This is a genomic window from Hymenobacter busanensis (genome assembly GCF_008727865.1).
In the GTDB taxonomy this organism is placed as follows: Bacteria; Bacteroidota; Bacteroidia; order Cytophagales; family Hymenobacteraceae; genus Solirubrum; species Solirubrum busanense.
In genome coordinates this window covers 515286-533663 of the sequence record NZ_VTWU01000003.1, presented here as the reverse complement: position 1 = coordinate 533663, position 18378 = coordinate 515286, and the positions used below count along the sequence as shown (strand labels likewise).

13 protein-coding genes are annotated in these 18378 nt (G+C 66.3%); 11 read left to right on the top strand and 2 right to left on the bottom strand.

Going from position 1 to position 18378, the window contains the following annotated elements:
- Window positions 1-138: 138 nt before the first annotated feature.
- From F0P96_RS10205 to F0P96_RS10175, 7 genes are all read left to right on the top strand, one after another.
- A complete protein-coding gene (locus F0P96_RS10205; protein ID WP_151078755.1) occupies window positions 139-1923 on the top strand; it encodes a tail fiber domain-containing protein in 1785 nt (594 codons plus the stop codon).
- A gap of 125 nt (window positions 1924-2048) precedes the next feature.
- A complete protein-coding gene (locus F0P96_RS10200; protein ID WP_151078754.1) occupies window positions 2049-3449 on the top strand; it encodes a sensor histidine kinase in 1401 nt (466 codons plus the stop codon).
- Between the two features lie 90 nt (window positions 3450-3539).
- Entirely contained in the window at window positions 3540-5201 is a 1662-nt protein-coding gene (locus F0P96_RS10195; protein WP_151078753.1) for an NAD(P)/FAD-dependent oxidoreductase, read from the top strand.
- A 147-nt stretch (window positions 5202-5348) separates the two neighbouring features.
- Window positions 5349-6197: a metallophosphoesterase family protein gene (locus tag F0P96_RS10190; RefSeq protein WP_151078752.1), complete on the top strand. Its 849-nt coding sequence runs from the start codon at window positions 5349-5351 to the stop codon at window positions 6195-6197.
- On the top strand, window positions 6197-6838 hold the full coding sequence (locus tag F0P96_RS10185; RefSeq protein ID WP_151078751.1) for a hypothetical protein: 642 nt from the start codon (window positions 6197-6199) through the stop codon (window positions 6836-6838). Before F0P96_RS10190 ends, F0P96_RS10185 begins: the two co-directional genes overlap by 1 nt.
- A gap of 103 nt (window positions 6839-6941) precedes the next feature.
- A complete protein-coding gene (locus tag F0P96_RS10180) occupies window positions 6942-7760 on the top strand; it encodes a metallophosphoesterase family protein (protein WP_151078750.1) in 819 nt (272 codons plus the stop codon).
- Window positions 7744-8442, top strand: coding sequence for a hypothetical protein (locus tag F0P96_RS10175; protein WP_151078749.1), 699 nt, complete (start codon window positions 7744-7746; stop codon window positions 8440-8442). The genes F0P96_RS10180 and F0P96_RS10175 overlap by 17 nt, the downstream gene beginning before the upstream one ends.
- A 243-nt stretch (window positions 8443-8685) precedes the next feature.
- Here F0P96_RS10175 and F0P96_RS10170 read toward each other — a convergent pair whose 3' ends face one another.
- Complete coding sequence (locus F0P96_RS10170) at window positions 8686-10068, bottom strand: lysophospholipid acyltransferase family protein (RefSeq protein WP_160620226.1); 1383 nt, start codon at window positions 10066-10068, stop codon at window positions 8686-8688.
- Between the two features lie 381 nt (window positions 10069-10449).
- On the opposite strand from F0P96_RS10170, the gene F0P96_RS10165 reads away from it, so the two are divergent.
- The 3 genes from F0P96_RS10165 (at window position 10450) to F0P96_RS10155 (ending at window position 13883) form a co-directional block, all read left to right on the top strand.
- Entirely contained in the window at window positions 10450-11526 is a 1077-nt protein-coding gene (locus F0P96_RS10165; protein WP_151078747.1) for an aldose epimerase family protein, read from the top strand.
- 943 nt (window positions 11527-12469) lie between these two features.
- Complete coding sequence (locus F0P96_RS10160) at window positions 12470-13423, top strand: hypothetical protein (protein WP_151078746.1); 954 nt, start codon at window positions 12470-12472, stop codon at window positions 13421-13423.
- Between the two features lie 247 nt (window positions 13424-13670).
- Window positions 13671-13883 carry a hypothetical protein gene (locus F0P96_RS10155; protein ID WP_151078745.1) on the top strand — a complete coding sequence of 71 codons (213 nt, stop codon included), beginning with the start codon at window positions 13671-13673 and terminating at the stop codon, window positions 13881-13883.
- 87 nt (window positions 13884-13970) lie between these two features.
- Here the strand turns inward: F0P96_RS10155 and F0P96_RS10150 are convergent, their stop codons facing one another.
- Window positions 13971-14654 (bottom strand): DUF1345 domain-containing protein, encoded by a 684-nt coding sequence (locus tag F0P96_RS10150; protein WP_151078744.1) that lies wholly within the window; start codon window positions 14652-14654, stop codon window positions 13971-13973.
- Window positions 14655-14886: 232 nt separating this feature from the next.
- Here F0P96_RS10150 and F0P96_RS10145 point away from each other — a divergent pair, with 232 nt between their 5' ends.
- Window positions 14887-18363: a T9SS type A sorting domain-containing protein gene (locus F0P96_RS10145; RefSeq protein WP_151078743.1), complete on the top strand. Its 3477-nt coding sequence runs from the start codon at window positions 14887-14889 to the stop codon at window positions 18361-18363.
- Window positions 18364-18378: the final 15 nt, after the last annotated feature.

Sequence of the window (18378 nt, the reverse complement as noted above, 5' to 3'; positions counted from 1 at the left end):
CTTCGGGGTTTGGGGAGCCAGCGGGGCTTTTTTTGCATCAAATACGTTGGTCTAATCCCCACCAAACGCCGTTGGCAAACGTGGCGGCGGGATGCAGGCCGAGTCGTTGTAATTTGGCGACTGTAACGCGCCTCATACATGAAGCACTTCTCCACCCGCACCCTTTCGGCCGCTCTGCTGCTTACCCTGCTGACCGCCTCCGGCGCCTATGCGCAGGCGACCCAGAACTACGGTTTCAACGACTACGACATCTACCTGCGGGCTCCTTCCGACGGCAACCACGGCTTGGGCTGGTACGGCGTGGCCAGCAGCACGAAGAACTGGCTCGGCCAAAACATCGACGGGCCGGTGCTCTACGGCTACGGCGGCGGCGTACTGGGCATCAACCGCGGCGGTGCCCGCGCCTCGGTGCTCACGTGGAACAACAACGGCAACGTAGGCATCGGCCTGAACAACCCGCTCTACCCGCTGCACGTGGCCGGGGCCGGCTACTTCACCGGCAACCTGACCACCGACGGCACGCTAACGGCCAGCACTGCTGCTTTCCTCGGCAACCTGAGCACCACCAGCCGCTTGGGCGTGGGCACTGCTAGTCCGGCCTTTCAGCTGCACCTGCTCACTAACAATACGCCCGGCCTGCGCCTGGAACAAACCTCTACCGGTGGCTTCACCGCCCAAACCTGGGACGTGGCCGGCAACGAGGCCAATTTCTTCGTGCGCGACCTGACCAACGGCAGTCGGTTGCCGTTTCGCATCCGGCCCGGTGCCCCCACCAGCTCCATCGACATCAATGCGGTGGGCAACGTGGGCATCGGAACCAGTAGCCCGCAGGCCAGGCTGGACGTGGCCGGCAACGTGAAAATACGGGAAGCCAATACCCTGGAATTTGGCGCTGAGGTCAGCGGCAAGGACGCATTGGCGGGTACCATCGGCTACGGCAACATCACGACCGATGCGCTTAACATTGTGGGCGCCGGGGCCAGCACCATCGACCGCAAAATCGAGCTGCATGCCAGTGGCGGCGCTATCGTGCAGGGTGGCGCTTCGGGCAGTGGCACCACCCTGCGCGTCGTCAATGGCAATACGCCGGGTGTGCGCCTCGACCAGCTCACGGCCGGTGGCTGGGGCACCCAGGTATGGGACGTGGCCGGCAACGAGGCCAACTTTTTCGTGCGCGACGTGACCAACAACAACCGGTTGCCGTTCCGCATCCGGCCCGGCGCGCCCACCAGTTCCCTCGACGTCAGCGCCACCGGCAACGTGGGCATTGGCCTGAGCACGCCGCAAGCCAAACTGCACGTGGCCGGCAATGCTAAAATCGACGGCGCCAACACGCTGGAGTTCGGCGCCGGCCTGGCCGGGAAAGAAGCCCTGGCCGGCACCATCGGCTACGGCAACCTGACTGCCGACGCGCTCAACATCGTGGGCGCGGGCACTTCCGAAGCCACCCGCAAAGTGTTCGTTTACTCCGAGGGCGGCATGACGGTGAAAGGCAACCTCACCCTCACGGGGGCAGTGGCCTCCAGCTCCGATGCCCGCCTGAAAACCGACGTGCGGCCCTTGACCAACGCGCTGGCCGACGTGCTGCGCCTGCAAGGCCGCCGCTACCGTTTCCGGCCCGGCGCCGGGCCCGATGGTGAGCAAATCGGCGTCGTGGCTCAGGAGTTGGAGCAAGTGTTGCCCGAACTGGTAAGCACCGGACCCGACGGCCTGAAAGCCGTGAACTACGCCCAATTGACGCCCGTGCTGGTGGAAGCGCTAAAGGAGCAGCAGCGCCAGATTCAGGCCCTGCAGGCCGAAGTGGCCGCCGCGCGGGCCCAGCTGCAGCACCAGCAAACCAAGACCACCGCCAGCGCCGCCGCTCTGGAGCAGCGCCTGCGGGTCGTAGAGGCTTTGCTGGGCGCCAGGGCCGAAGCCAAGTAGGCCGCTGTTCGTCGAAACCAGCGGGCCGAGGTGCTTGTAAGGCAAAACCCGTAGGGCAGCGTCTACTATATCGAAACCACTATACTTTTTACCGGTTACTTTGCCGGGCCTTCCCTCCTGCCGCCATGGTTACTGCTGCCACTCAACTTGCCCCGGCCGATCTGGCCCGGATTTCCGCCTTTGCCGATTTGCCGGCCGAGGTTATCGACTGGCTGCTGGCCCACGGCGAGCGGCGCGACCTGGCGGCCGGCGAAACCGTGGCCCAGCCCGGCGACCCGGCCGATTTCCTGATTGCTATTGTGCAGGGCGGGCTGCAGTTTGCGGCCGTGCGCAACGGCCAGCGCGAAACCTTTCTGCGGGCCGAGGCCGGCCTGGTAACCGGCGTGCTGCCCTACTCACGCCTGCGCACCTTCAGCGGCTACGCCACTGCTACCGAGCCCACGGTGGTGTATGCCCTGCACCGCGACTGGTTTCCGGAGCTGGAGCGCGTGAGCCCCGAGCTGGTGCAGCGCCTAGTGGCCCTTATGAACGACCGCGCCCGGGAGGAAGTGCGCGGCCAGGAGCGCGACGACAAGCTCCGTGCCCTTGGCAAGCTGGCTGCCGGCCTCGCCCACGAGCTCAACAACCCGGTAGCCGCCATCAGCCGCGCTGCCGACACCCTTACCACCCACGCCGGCACCGAGCCCGAGCTGCTCACGGCCTTACTGGCCGCCCAGGTGCCCCTCCAAACACTCGCGCCGCTGCTGGCCCTGGCCAACCGCACCGCCATGCCCTCGGCCTCGCTTTCGGCCCTGGAGCAGTCCGACCGCGAAGAAGAGCTGATCGACTGGCTCGACCAGCAGGGCATTGCCGATGCCACCACTCTGGCCAACGGCCTACTGGCGGGTGGCCTCGAAGCCGACGACCTCGCGCCGGTGCTGAGCGCTCTGCCTGCCGCCGCCCGCAACCCCGCCCTGTGCTGGCTGGAGCTGCAGCTCAGCAACCGCCAGCTGGTGCGCGACGTGAAGCAGGCCGCCCGCCGCATCAGCGAGCTGGTGGGCAACGTGAAAGACTACTCGCACATGGACCGCGCGCCCGGCCGCGTGCCCACCGACTTGCACGCTGGTCTCGACAGCACGCTGGCGCTGCTGAGCTACCCGCTGCGCAAAAAGCGCATTCGGGTGCTGCGCGACTATGCGCCGGGCCTGCTGCTGGTAGTGGCCCAGCCCAGCGCCCTCAACCAGGTGTGGACCAACCTCGTCGACAACGCCATCGACGTACTGCCGGCCGAGGGCGAGCTGCGCGTGCAAACCCGCCGCGACGGTGACTTGGCCTGCATTTCCATTATCGACAACGGCCCCGGCATTGCGCCCGACGTGCAGCCCCACGTGTTCGAGCCCTTTTACACCACCAAGCCCGTGGGCGAGGGCACCGGCCTCGGCCTCGACATTGTGCGCCGCATCGTGCTCAGCCACGACGGCCGCGTACAGGTCCACTCCGAGCCCGGCCGCACCGAGTTTTGCGTGTGGCTTCCCTTGGCCGAATAGTACGCCCGGGCGGCAGTCCGGCTTCGCCGAAAGCCGCCCTTGATTTTTATTTTCCACCCGCTCGCTCCAGTAGCCACCCCGCTTTTTGCTATGGATAAGAAACCCGTTTTGCTCGTGGTCGACGACGACCCGCAAGTGCTGTCGGCCATCGACCGCGACCTGCGCAGCGAGTTTCGCAAGGATTACCGCATTGTGCGGGCCGGTTCGGGCACCGAAGCCGTGGGCGCGCTCAACCAGCTGAAGAGCCGGGCCGAGCCGCTGGCCCTGGTGCTGGCCGACCAGCGTATGCCCGACATGGAAGGCGTGCAGGTGCTGGAACAAGCCCGCACCTTGTTCCCCGAGGCCAAGCGCGTGCTGCTCACCGCCTACGCCGATACCGAGGCTGCCATCCGGGCCATCAACGACGCCCGCCTCGACTACTACCTGATGAAGCCCTGGGATCCGCCCCAGGACCTGCTCTACCCCACTCTGCACGACTTGCTGGCGGCGTGGCAGGCCAATTACAAGCCGCGCTTCAGTGGAGTGCGGCTGGTGGGTTTTCAATGGTCGCCACTTTCGCACGAGCTCAAGGATTTCCTGGCCGCGCACATGGTCGCGTTTCAGTGGTACGATTTCGAAACCCACCCCGAAGCGCCGGCCTTGCTGGCCAGCACTGGCTTTTCGCCCAGCGACCTGCCCGTGGTGCTGACGGCCGACGGGAAAGCCCAGGCCCAACCCACGCGCGGGGTACTGGCCGAAGCCTTGGGCCTCTCGCGCAAACCCTCGCAGGCGCTCTACGACGTGGTGGTTATCGGCGCCGGGCCTTCGGGGCTGGCGGCGGCAGTATATGGCGCTTCTGAGGGGCTGAAAACGCTGATTATCGAGCGGCAGAACCCCGGCGGACAGGCCGGCACATCGTCGCGCATCGAAAACTATTTGGGCTTTCCCACCGGCCTGAGCGGGGCCGAGCTGGCGCACCGCGCCTGGGCGCAGGCCGTGCGCCTCGGGGCCGAGTTTCTGTTGTCGCAAGAAGTCACCAAGCTCTGCGTGCAGGACGAATACAAGGTACTAACGCTGGCCGACGGCAGCGAGGTGCGCACCCGCGCCGTGGTGATGACGCCCGGCGTGAGCTACCGCCAGCTGGCCGTGCCCGGCATCGAGCACCTGACGGGCGCGGGCGTGTACTACGGCGCGGCCCGCACCGAGGCCCGCTCCTGCGGCGACCAGGACGTATACGTGGTGGGCGGCGGCAACTCGGCCGGGCAAGCGGCCATGTACCTGGCCAGCTACGCCCGACGCGTGTTCATCGTCATTCGGGGCGAGTCGTTGGCGGCTTCCATGTCGGCGTACCTGATTGAGCAGATCGGGCGCACCGCCAACATCGAGCTGCTGCCCTTCACGGAGGTGCAGGAAGTGCGCGGGCAAGACCACCTGGAGGAAGTGGTACTGCGCCAGAACCGCACCGGCGAGGTACAGGCGCGGCCGGCGCGGGCGCTGTTCGTGTTCATTGGGGCCAAGCCCAGCACCGAATGGCTCTGCGACGTGCTGCTCTGCGACGGCAAAGGCTTTGTGGTAACCGGCCGCGACCTGGTGGCCGACCCGCGCTTTGCCGCCAAGTGGAAGCGTGCACGCGAACCGTTTGCCCTCGAAAGCAGCGTACCCGGCATTTTTGCCGCCGGCGACTCCCGCGCCGGGGCCATGGCCCGCGTGGCCTCGGCCGTGGGCGAAGGCTCGATGGCCATCAAGTTCGTGCACCAGTACCTGGACGAATAGGGTAGCGCCAGCGGGCAGTTCCTTTCCTCATCGGCGGAGGGAACTGCCCGCTGGCTGTAATGACCGTCAACCCAAACGGGGTGTGCACAGTATACGCCCACAGCACGAGTCGCCTGATTTACCCACCTGCAGGCGTGTGTTGTTGGTATGCCGCACGTTTCCGCTTTTTCTTTTCTTTCTTCCTGGGCCGGCCGCGGCCTGGGCGCTTTGTTGCTCACCGGCCTGTTGGGTGGCTGCGACTTACTTGAGTTCAGCCCCAACGAAACCCGCACGCCCGAGGAGTACCGCAACCTCACGCGCAAAAACCTCGATGCGCTGGCCGCCCGCCCCAACCCCAGCCGCGGCGACACGCTGCGCTTCGTGTTCATCGGCGACTCACAACGGTTCTACGGCGAGGCCGAGGACTTTGTGCGCAGCGTGAATCAGCAGCCAGACGTGGCGTTTGTACTGGTGGCCGGCGACATTTCCGACTTCGGGCTGGTGCGCGAAATGCGCTGGGTGGATGAGCGCCTGCGCAAGCTCCGCGTGCCCTACCTCACCGTCATCGGCAACCACGACCACGTGGCCAACGGGCGCGGCGCCTACGAGCAGGTGTACGGCCCGCTGAACTACGCCTTTACCTACGCCGACACCCGCTTTGTTCTGCTCGACACCAACGGGCGCGAAGCCGGGTTCAACGGCACGCTTCCCAACATTCCGTGGCTGGAAAGCACCCTGGCCGATACCGGCGGCGCCCGGCGGCAAATCGTGGTCAGCCACGTGCCGCCCTTCGACGGCGACTTCGACCCGCAGTTGGAGCAGCCCTACGTAGAGGCCCTGGCGCGGGCGCCGCGGCTGGTGTTTGAGCTGAACGGCCACCGCCACGATTTCGGCGTCGATTACCCCTACGAAAACAACATCCCGTTCATCAATTCCTACAGCTTCGAGAAGCGCGAGTACACGTTGCTCACGCTCTGGGGCGATCGGGGATTCCGTCTCGACAACATCTCCTACTAATGCGCGCGCTCCTGCTTTCGTTGTTGCTGGGCGCGGCCGTGCTGCCGGCCCTAGCCGCTGCTCCCACCGACCCGCCTACTCCGCCCGTACCCAGCACCACCGACGGGCTGATTGCCCAGCCGTGGTACCGCCCCCACCACCTCATCGGGCAGGTGGCTGGCGGGCAGGGCATGGTAACGGTAGGCGTGGGCTACACCACCCTGCGCGGCCGCCTCGATGTGGACGTGCTGACGGGCTACGTGCCCCGCAAGTACAGCATCACGCCCATGGGCATTTTCACCGGCAAGGCCACCTATTCGCCCTGGACGCTGGGGCTGGGCGCCTCACGCTGGCAAGTGCGGCCGCTGTCGGTGGGGGGTCTGGTCAACTACACCGCCAGCCGGGGCATGAACGCCTCGCTGGACGGCAAATACCCCAAGGGCTACTACTGGTGGCCCGCTCGCAGTCGGGCCGGGGCCTTTGTGGGCGGGCGCGTGGCCTACGAGCTACCCACCAAAGCCAACGGCCAGCCCCGCACGGCTTCGTTGTACTACGAGCTGGGCACCAACGACCTGTACCTGGTGAGCCTGTACAGCAACATCAAGGCGCTTTCGGTGGCCGATATTCTCACCTTGGGTATTGGCGTGAAGGTGGATTTGTAGCGGCGTTTCAGGAAACCGGGCAAGCCGCCATAACCTCCGGGGCCCTTCGGTGGTATTACCCCTTGATGGGGCCGCCGGGCCGCCCCGGCGCAGCCTTGCTCCTATGTCCTTTCTTCGCGTGTTGTGCTGCTCTACTGTGCTGCTGGCCGGCTGCACCTTGCTCGAAAGCAACCCCAACCAAACCTGGGCGCCACCCACCGCGCAGCACCTCACGGCTCAGAACCTGCAGCGCCTGCGCGCGCACCCCAAAAGCCCCACCGACACCGTGCGCTTCGTGTTCGTGGGCGACTCGCAGCGGTTCTACGACGAAACCGAGGACTTCGTGCGCAGCGTGAACCAGCAGCCCGGCATCGACTTCGTGCTGGTGGGCGGCGACATTTCCGACTTCGGCCTGACGCGCGAACTGCGCTGGGTGCACCGCCGCCTGAGCGGCCTGCGCGCGCCCTACCTCACCGTTATCGGCAACCACGACCAGGTGGGCAACGGCCGGGCCGCGTACCAGCAGGTGTACGGGCCGCTGAACTACAGCTTCCGCTACGGCGGCACCAAGTTCGTGTGCGTGGATACCAACGGCCGCGAGTCGGGGTTCCGGGGCCGCGTGCCCGATGTGCCGTGGCTGCGGCGTGAGCTGGCCGACACCGCCGGGGTGCGCCGCACGGTGGTCGTCAGCCACGTGCCGCCCACCGACTCCGACTTCGACCCGCAGCTGATTCCGGCCTATACCGCCGCCATCGGGAGCAGCCCGCAAGTGGTGTTGCACCTGGCGGCCCACATTCACCGCTACACCGCCGAGCAGCCCTACCACGACGGCGTTCCGTACCTGACCACCTACCACATGGGCAAGCGCCGCTACCTGGTGCTGTCGGTGTGGGGTGCGGGGCAGTTCAACCTCCAAACCGTGAGCTATGGCCCCGCTGCGTAGTGCCGTGCCTTGGCCCCTGGCCCGTGGCGTATCCCACCGCTGGGCGTGCTTGTTGCCGCTGGCCGTTGCGGCGGTGCTGCTGGCGGCCCCGGCGCAGGCCCAATCTTCCGACCCGGCCAACGACGCGGCGCAGCCGGCCACGCAACCTGCCGCGCCCAACACCCCACGCCCCACCGACGGCGCATTCTTCCTGACCGTGCACATTGCGGGGGGCACCGGCGCAGTGGCCGTGGGCGGCGGCTACTGGCTGGCCCGGCGCCGACTGGAGCCCGAACTGCTCCTCGGCATTGTGCCCAAAAAGCTCGGCGGCAAAACCCTGGGCGTGGTCACGCTCAAAACCACTTACACGCCCTACGCCCCGCAGCTCGGCGCCTCGCGCTGGCAGGCTAACCCGCTTTCGTTCGGCGGGCTGGCTTCCTACACCTTTGGGCCGGGCCTCAACAGCTCCCGCGCCACCAAGTACCCCAAGGGCTACTACTGGTGGTCGTCGGCGCTGCGGTTTGGGGCGGTGCTCGGCGCGCGCCTCACCCACGAAGGCGGTGCCGGCTGGCCCCAGCGCAGCAGCTACTACGCCGAGCTGGGCACCAACGACCTGTACCTGGTCAGCAAAATCACCAACCGTAGCCTGCGCCTGTCCGAAATACTCACGCTGGGCCTGGGCGTGAAGGGAGGGGGAAAATGAAACGGTAGTTGGATAGAAGGCCACGCCAATGCTAGAGGCTAGTTTCCTTCCGCAGATAAAGAGCCGGAGGTAGCCGACCGACAGTAAAGAAAGTAGTGGTCATGCTGAGCTTGACGAAGCATCTCTCCCGCACGACGCAACGAAGCAGTAGAGATGCTTCGGCAAGCTCAGCATGACGTTCTGCAATTAGTCGTTCAACGTCAGCAACGGCGGTCAACCACTCCAGTGTCGGCGAAAGCCGCGCTACTCGGCCGTGGCGGTCAGGTATTCCTGGCGGGCTTCGTCGAGCAGGCGCAATACCGTGGCGCGCTGGCGGAAGAGGGTTTCCACGGTATCGGGCTGGCGGCGGAAGAGGCGATAGAGGCGCAGGCGCTCCTGGCGGTCGGCGAGGCGGTTCCAGTAGTTGAGGGCGAAGAAGCCGGTGAGGGGCAGGCTCAGCAGGTACAGGCCCGCCAGCCAGCCGCTGTGCGTGAGGCGGTACGCCAGCCAGGTTTGCAGCGGGTATAGGATGCCGAAAGTGAGCATACCCGTCACCAGCATGATAGGCGCGATGAACTCCACGTCTTTGGTGAGGCGGCGCGCCACCATCGAGGGGATGATGTAGGGCAGGTAGTTGTTCACCACGCCATACACATGCACCGGAAAGCCCACCACCAGCTTCAGGGCCGTGGTGACGCCGCGCCAGGCGCGCTGCTGGGGCGTGCCGCGGCGCAGGGCCTCGTCGGAGAGGCGGTGCTGGCGCAGGGTGGTTTCGTAGGCGTGCAGGTGCTGGCGCAGGGCGGTGAGGTGGTTGGGGGCGTGGTGCTCTAGCCAGGCCAGGCCGCGCAGCAGCAGGCGCGTAAGGCGAAAGTTGTCGTAGGGCGTGGCCGACTCGTCGTGCGCGGGCACAAGGTACTGGCCGAAGGTGTCCTCGACTTGTCGCACGAGGTCGTCCTCGGCGTCGTCGCGGGTGATGACGAGGCGGCTTTCGAGGCGGCGGCGCAGCTCTTCGGTGAGGGCGTCGGCGGCTTCTTCGGGGTTGTGTCGGTAGAGGTCGGCGTAGTCGGCCACCCGGATGGGCTCGGCCACGTTCACGAGGGCGTCGGAGCGGAAGCGGCGGGGGTCGGAGTAGTTCAGGCCCACGGGCAGCACGCGCACGCCCAGCTGGAAGTTGCGGCGGGCCTCGGCGCCCAGGGCAATGCGGGCCGCGCCGGTTTTGAGCGGGCGCAGGCGGCGCTCCTGCACGCTGGTGCCCTCGGGAAATATCATGAGCGAGCCGCCCTGGTCGAGGTGGTCGTAGCAGCGGGCAAACATCTGCTCGTTGCGGCGGGCCATTTCCTCGGGCGTTTCGGCGGCGTCGCCGGTTTCGGCATCCTGCCGGCGGTACACGGGTATGCACTTCGACACCTCCATGAACCAGCGCGAAACGGGGTTCTGGAAAAACGTGCTCTTGGCCAGCGAGGCAATCTGCTGGCGCCGGTGGGCCGCCACCAGCAGCGGGTCCATGAGGGTGTTGGGGTGGTTGGCAGCAATGAGCAGCGGGCCCTCGGCGTTGAGGCGGCCGGGGTGGCGCACCTGCAGCTGCCGGAAAAACACGCGCAGCGCCAGCTGCACCGGGGGCTTCACGAGGGTGTAGAAAAGCGACATAAGCGGCGGGGAAGGGAAGCGGCGCGGCAAGGGGCGCCCGCGCTTCACCGCAGGATACGGGATTTTGGGCATAAGGCTGGGAATCCGGGCCCCGATTAGAATATTTCCCCTAGGTCGCACTACTGACTGGGAAGCGGCTTAGTGCTGGGGCAGGATAGAGTGGAACTGGTCCTGACCGGTGCTGGTCGTGCAACAATAGTGGTACTACGACTTGAAGTCGTAGTACCACGCGGCACCGCGCCGCCGTGGCTCCCCCTCTCTTTTGGCGAGGGGGCCGGGGGGTGAGGTCCGCGGAAGAGGGGGCCCGTGAAGCCCCGGCCCCCAAAGCCGCCCAATCCTCGTATCCTTACCCATTCGTCCTCACCCTTACCCCCGCTGCGTATGGCTGCTGCCGCTACCCCCACCTCGGCCCCGTTTGGCTACTCGCCCGAGGGCGACGCCGTGCCGCTCTTCACCCTCACCAACGCCCACGGCGCCGAGGCGCGCATCACGCCCTACGGCGGCACCGTGACCAGCCTGCTGGTGCCCGACCGCGCCGGGCAGCTGGGCGAGGTGGTGCTGGGTTTCGACTCGCTCGACGGCTACCTGAGCCCGGCCTACCAGCAGGCCAACCCCTACTTCGGGGCCCTCATCGGGCGCTACGCCAACCGCATCGGCCAGGGCCGGTTTACCCTCGACGGCCGCCCCTACCAGCTGGCCACCAACAACGGCCTCCACCACCTGCACGGCGGCCGGCGCGGCTTCAACCAGGTGCTCTGGCAAGCCACCGCCCACACCGCCCCCGACGGCAGCCCCGCCCTGCGCCTCACCCACCTCAGCCCCGACGGCGACGAGGGCTACCCCGGCAACCTGCAAGTAACCGTCGACTACACCCTCTGCGCCGACAACGCTCTGCGCATCGAGTACCACGCCACCACCGACAAGGCCACGCCCGTCAACCTGACCAACCACTGCTATTTCAACCTCGCCCACGGCCAAGTGCCCGATGCCCTGGGCCACGAGCTGACCCTGCCCGCCGACCGCTACACCGTGGTCGACGACACGCTGATACCGACCGGCGAGCTGCGCCCGGTGCCGGGCACGCCCTTCGACTTTCGGGAGCCCACGGCCCTGGGCGCGCGCATCGGGCAAGTGCCCGGCGGCTACGACCACAACTGGGTGCTGCACCAGCCGCTGGCGCCCTCGGGCCTGCACCGGGCCGCCTTCGTGCACGAGCCCACCACGGGCCGCACGCTCACGGTGCTCACCAGCCAGCCCGGCGTGCAGTGCTACGCCGGCAACTTCCTCGACGGCTCGCTCACCGGCCACGACGGCACGGCCTACCCCCGGCACTACGGCTTCTGCCTCGAAACCCAGCACTTCCCCGACTCCCCCAACCACCCCGATTTCCCCGGCACCATTCTGCGGCCGGGGCAGGTGTTTCACAGCACCACGGTGTACCGGTTTGGGGTGCGGTAGTGAGCGGCGGGCCTCGGGACACGGGCTTGTGGTTTCTTCACCAATCCGTCATGCCCGGCGCTGCATGTTTGGGTGCGGGCGTTGGCGCAAATGAGTGGATGTGCACCCCGTGTCGGAAAGCCCTGGCCCGCTGGGCCGGGGCTTTTTCGTGGGCCAAAGGCCGCTGCCGGGCAAGCAGTTACGGCGGTTCGCATAGCAAACCCAGGCGTTCGGCCAGTGAGAAGCCCACTTCGGCGCAAAACCCGCCCGACCGCCCAACCCCGGGGTAATTTTGTCGTGGAAGTGAGGCCGACTGCACCCGATGCAATCGGGCCCTGATGGGGCCCCAACGCCTGCTTGGTTGCAACTCTTTTTTTGCGGTGGTGGGTGAACCCCCGCAGAGTGGTTTGGTGAATTGCAACCATCACCCGTGGCCAGCAGTGGCCCGGTTTTACCCCGTCGTGGGAGTGTAGCAATTTGGGTGAATGGACTTGCCCCTGCGACCAAGGCCGCTGCTCTACCGGGCAGCGGCCTTTTGCGTTGTTGCTGGAACAGGGGTTGGGGGTGATTCTCCGACGCGTTGTTTTCAGCGGCCGTCATGCAGCGCAGCGAAGCATCTCTACCGCTTCGCCAGATAGTATGCGACAAAGCGGGAGAGATGCTTCGCTGCGCTCTGCATGACGGGCAACGTTAGAGGGCGAAACCTTTGCCTGACGTTCTTCTATTCCTCCCGCATTACTCCCCCCAAAAAACCGCAAAAGCCTAATCCTGCCGCAACAATAGCCTAATACTGCGGCCGCACCTTTGCTCCGGCATTGCGTGGGTGAGTGTGCGCAGCCAGTGAGTGGAACAAAGCCCCGGCCCCAACGCCGGGGCTTTTTGCTGCCCAACGGCCTGCCCCACCGCGCAACCTTCGCCCGCGGGCCGGGGTACACTTCAGTCTACCCACAACCAACCTACCGCCATGCCTCATTCTCAGAACTCCGGCCGCCGCTCCGGCGCCCGCCCCGACGATGACCGCCGCGCCGCCGACGCCCGTTCGCGCCGCCCGCACCCCGATGACGACTACGGCGCCCCGGCCTCGCGCAATGCACCCAACGCCCGCAACCGGCCCAACGACTTCGGCGGCCAAACCGAAAACCGCCCGCGCGGCTACGAGGGCGACTACCGCGGCGGCAACGACCGGGGCCGGCAGCAGGAAGCCGACAACCGCCGCGAAGGCCCGCAGTACTACGACTCGCAGGCCGACCCGCGCCGCCCGCGCTACGACGCCCGCTCCAATTACGACTACGACAACTCGCGCCACGGCTACAGCAACTTTGGCATAGCCGGCCGCCCCGGTCAGGCTGCCCGCCGCCTCGACGACGACGATGCCGACCTGCGCCGCCAGCGCGAATCGGCCCGCGAAGCCAACTACCGCTACCAGAACGAGCCCGACTCGGCCCGCTACGGTGCTACCTACGAAACCGCCAACCGCGGCTGGACCGCCCGCCAGGAGCCCCCCCGCGACGAGGAGCGCGGCCGAGACCGTGACGCGGGCCGCGACGATTACCGCGGCACCAGCTACAAGCGCGCCCGCGGCGGCCAGGAATCCTACGCGTCCTACTCCGACCACTACGACCGGGACGAGGAGCGCACCCAGCCCCGCAACCGCCGCCCCAACCCGCGCGACACCGACGGCCAGCGCGAACCCCGCTACGACGGCAGCAACCGCGACGGTGCCCGCTCCGATTTCGGCTACGGCGACGATTACTCCAGCAGCCTCTACGACGACCGGAGCCGCAACCGCACCAACCACGCCTACGACCACCGCGACGACGCGGACCGCCGCCCCCGCCGCGACGATGACCCCTACGATAACCGCGACGACCGCAGCAGCCGCTTCGGCGACTACGGCGCCGGGCAGCAGCGCCGCTAGCTGACTTGTTGATTTCCTCCACACGCAAGAAGGCCCGGGCACCAGTGCCCGGGCCTTCTTGCGTGTACATGGGGCGGCAAGCCAGCCACCGGTGCGCCGGTTGTTTCTGGTAAGGACGGATCCTGTTTGGCTGGTTTCCGACGCCTGCATTTGAACGTGGGTTCAGGTGCAAATGCGGGTGGAATTTCCGAACTTATAAGGGGCTGCCCGGCCGGGCAGCCGCGTGCATTTCCTTCCCCGCAACGCCATGGAACCCCTCGATGAAAAACGTGCTGCTGCCTTGGTTGATACCTGGCTGGCCAACCACCCCAACCGCATAGCCGACCACCGCTCCGACCCGGTTTTGCTGGAGAACTGGAAGCGCTCCGCCGTGCGCCGCCTGCTCGAAGGCATTCCCCACGACTCGGCCCAGATTCTGGAGCGCTTCGCCACGAAGGTGGAAGGCCCGGTGATGCACTAGCCACATTCAGCGGCTCAGCCGGTGCAGCCTCTGCGAAAAGACGCCCTGTTGCAGCAGCGTCTTATGTGGTGATTGGTGCGTTATTCTCTACAGCACCCCCGCCAGCCCGCCTACCGTGAGGGCCACCACGGCCGTGTTGAACCCGAACGAGATGATGCCGTGCAGCAGCGCCACCCGGCGCAGGTAGCGGCTGCTGATGGCCACGTCGGCGGTTTGGGCCGTCATGCCCACCACGAAAGCGAAGTAGGCAAAGTCGAGGTAGTCGGGCTCGGTTTCGCCGCCGGGGAAGTCCAGGCCCCCTTCGCCACCGTCCACCGTGGTATCGTAGTAGAGGTGGGCGTAGCGCAGCGTGAATACCGTGTGCACCAGCAGCCACGCCGCCCCCACCGCTACAATCGACAGCACCGCGTAGAGCGGCAGCTGCCCGTGCGGCAGCGTGCGCATGGTGTCGAGCAGGGCCACCACCGCCAGCAAGCTGGCACCGGCCGTTACCAACACAAATACCGACGTCCAGAGCCGGCCGGGGTCTTCGGCCATAGCCACAGCCCGAATGGTATTCACCTCCGCCGTGACGATGGCCGCCCACAACAACAGCAGCGAGACGAGGGCAAAACCGTCCCAGGCCGCCACCAGGCGCGTCAGCGGCGACAGACTTCCCGTTGCCCACCCGTAGGCCAGTGCCCCCGCAACCACCCCGAGCAGCAAGCGCACCAAAGCCGGCAGGGCACCCATACGGCGGAGCAAGCGGAAGCTGATGGAGGCAGAACCCATAGGCGAAACGGTAGCGCAAGGTGTGAAATCTTGCGTTTACCGCGCTGGTTGGGTATTGGCGCTCCTACCGCTTCGTGCGTTGCCGACTGTTGCCTGAACGGCAGGTATTCTACCTTATTGAAACCACAAACCGCCGAGTTTAACATGATTATTTTTCTAAATAATTGCACATAGAAAACAGTAAGGATATCTTCCTACCTCCGCCAATCTTCTCACATCATATGCAACACTTATGCGCAAGATTTTCTTGGTGGCATTTTGGACGGTGTGGTGCAGCAGTTGGCTGAGCACCACGGCCCACGCCCAAAGCACATTCATCAGCCGGTTTGGCCAGGTAGTGAATTCAGGTCCGATTGGCTTGGGAACAGCTGCGGGTGATTTGTACGTAGCAGGCAATTACAATTTAGTACCGAATACCAGCCAGTTCAGCCACGTGCGCGTGGCGCGCGTTGGCACTACCAGCGGCATCTATTGGGAGAAGATATTAGGCAGCACCGGCAGCGACTTTGGCAGAGCCATGAGTACGGATGCGGCGGGCAACTGCTGGGTATCGGGCACCTTTGGGGGCCCCGTCACTGCTGGCAGCGTCACCGTACCGGCTGGAATCTTTGTTCTCAAACTCGATGCTACCGGGGCGGTGCTTTGGGACCGGCATCCAAGCGCCGCACCCAACTTGCTGGCCACCAGCCCTGGTGGCGCTACTGCAGGCGCCGGTCGGTTCGTGGGGAGCTTCAGCGCCGGGGCGGTAAGCCTGCCTGCTGATGCCGATCCGGAACTAGACAACGGCTTTGTGGTGAACTACGATGCCGCTGGCACGGCCCAATGGGCACTCCGGTTAAGTGGCGGGGGCTTAAACCTGCGGCGGCTGCACACCGATTCCGACGGCAACATTTACGTCGTGGGTGATTTTGACCCCACCCTCACGGTAGCAGGCAACACGTACTCGGCCGCCGATGGCAACAACTTCGTGCTGCAGTTGAGTCCCGCTGGCGCAGTCAATTGGGTGCGGCAATACCCGTTTGAGGTTACCGACGTGGTTGCCGGTGCGGGCGGCGCTCTGTACCTAAGCGGTTCCTTTTCCGGGAATATTGTGCTGGGCGGCGTAGCCCTGACGAGCACCCGCCCGAACGGCGTGCTGGCCCAGTTGAACGCCGCCGGCACAGCCGTGTGGGCCCGCGTACTCGACCCCAACCAAGACCCTGCCCGTAACTCGGCCGGACCCGGTGCGCTGGCTGTCGATGTCGCTGGCAACGTGTACATGACGGGTTTCTTGAGCGGCGTTACCGACCTGGGTGAAACCCGCCTAACGGCCGCGCCCATCCCTTCGGTTTCGCAGGTATATGTGGCCAGCTTCCGGCCGGGTGGTGGCCTGCGCTGGGTACGCACCGGAACAGGGTCGGGCCTGAACATCTCGTTCATCCAGGCCGACGGAACCGATGCAGCCTTTATTGCCGGCCGCTTCTACGGCACCAATAACTTCCAGGCTCGGCCCATCTTTGGGCCCGTCAGTTCGAACGGGTCGTCTTCGTTTTCCATCGACACCTACTACGCCCGGCTGCGCAACACGCCCACTATTTCCAGCCTGAGCCCCGGCAGCGGCCCGGCCGGCACGGCGGTACTCATCAACGGGCAGGCTTTCGGTGCGGCCCCGGCGGTAGCGTTCAACGGCCTTGCGGCTACCCCGGCGACGGTGAATGCCGCCGGCACCGAAATTACTACGGCGGCACCAGCCAACGTCAGCGCGGGGTATGTTACGGTCAGCACCGTCGAAGGCCTGGGCGTGAGTCCGGTGCCATTCACTACCGGCCCCACCACCTGGGCCGGCACCGTGTCGACCGATTGGTTTGACGCGGCCAACTGGAGCGGCGGGGTGCCCTCGGCCAGCCTCAGCGCCGTGGTGCCTGCCGGCACGCCCTATGCACCCGTTATCGGCAGCGGCACGGCCTCGGTGCAAGACCTTACCCTGAATGGGGCCACACTCACCATCAGCGGCGGCACCCTCGATATCGTTGGCGTGTTTACCAACAACGGCGGCACGCTGCGGCAAACCGGCGGGGGCGGCGTGGCCTTCACCGGCACCACCCCGCAGGTGCTAGGCGGCAGCGGCGGCACGGTGGAGCTGACTTCGCTCACGGTAGGGCCAGCCGGCGCCACGCTCAGCGGCCCGGTGCAGGTAGAGCAGGTCCTCACGCTGCAGGGCAATCTGGTGTCGAACGGCAACCTGGTGCTGCTGAGCGACGCCGAGGGCCAGGCCATGGTAATTCCCACGGGCACAGGAGTGATTATCGGCGCCGTTACGGTGCAGCACTTTGTGGGTGCCGGCACCGGCAGCCGCACGGCCGCAGCAGGCCGGGCCGCCAGTCCAACGGAGCTATTCTACCACCTCTCGTCGCCCGTAGCCGGGGCCACGGTCGGGCAGCTGACCACGCTTGGCTATGCGGCCGTTGTCAACCCGTGCTTCAACTCGATAACCCGGCTGCGCGACCTGACGGGCCCCACGCCGACGGTGCTTTCCTACGCCGATGCCGCCGCCGCCACGGCTTTCTGGCGGGGGTGGCAGTCGCCGGGGAGCCTGGCGGCGGTGCTGCCTGCCGGTGCTGGCTACGGCCTGCAGCTGACGGGCAGCCCTACGTTTGCCCTGCAAGGCACGCTCAATACGGGCACCATCAGCAGCCCGCCGCTCACGCGCAGCGCCCAAAACAGCGGCTGGAACCTGGTGGGCAACCCCTACCCCTCGCTGCTCGACTGGCGCGTGGTAGCTCCTACCCTACCGGCCGGCGTGGGCCGCGCGCTGTACGTGTACGACGAGCAAGCCGGCGCTTTCCGCTACTACGTCAACGGCATCGGCAATCCGCTTACGGATGTGATGCAGGGCTTTTTCGTGCGGGTAGTGGGCCCGGTGGGTAGCCCAGCCGTTGCATTCAGCTTCACCGATGCCGCCCGCACGGCCAGCGTACCCCGCGCTTCCGCTTTCGTACCCACCGCCGACGCGCGGCCCCTGGTGCAGCTAGCGGTGAGCACCGCCACGGGCGAAACCGACCGCACCACGGTGTACTTCGATGCCGGTGCTACGGCGGCGGCCGAGGCCTCGGCCGATGCGTGGAAGATTCCGGCCGACGCCGTTTTTCCCATCACCAGCACCACACCAAAACCGGTATTGGGCTCGTGGGCCGGCTCCGATCTGCTGGCCGTGAATGGCCTGCCAGCCTTGGGCAGTGCCACCGTGTCGGTGCCGCTGAGCCTCGAAATTGCCCGGCCTGCTCAATGCACCATTGGCGCCACGCTGCGCAACGTACCGCCCGGCACGGCTGTGCTGCTGCTCGACCGCGTGGCCAACCGTTCCTACGACCTGCGGCAGGCCGCTGGGTATACTTTCCAAGGAAACAACGGCAACCTGGACCGGCGGTTTACGCTGCAACTTGTACCGGCGGCAAGCCGAGTTGCATCAGCCAACCCCGTAGCTCATGTGTACCCGCAGCCAGCCCATGAAGCGGTGTCGGTACTGCTGCCGGCGGAGCTGGCTCAGGCCAAGCAGGTGCGCCTGCAACTGTTGGATGCGTTTGGGCGCGTGGTGCTGGATCGGGTAGCGTCTAACACCGGGGCCGGCACGCCAATGGTGCTGCCGGTGCTCGGCAAGCCAGCCGGTGTCTACACGCTTCGGCTTTCCTCGGCCGGCACGGTGGTGTCGCAGCGGGTGTTGGTGGAGTAAGCCGGAGCACTGCAA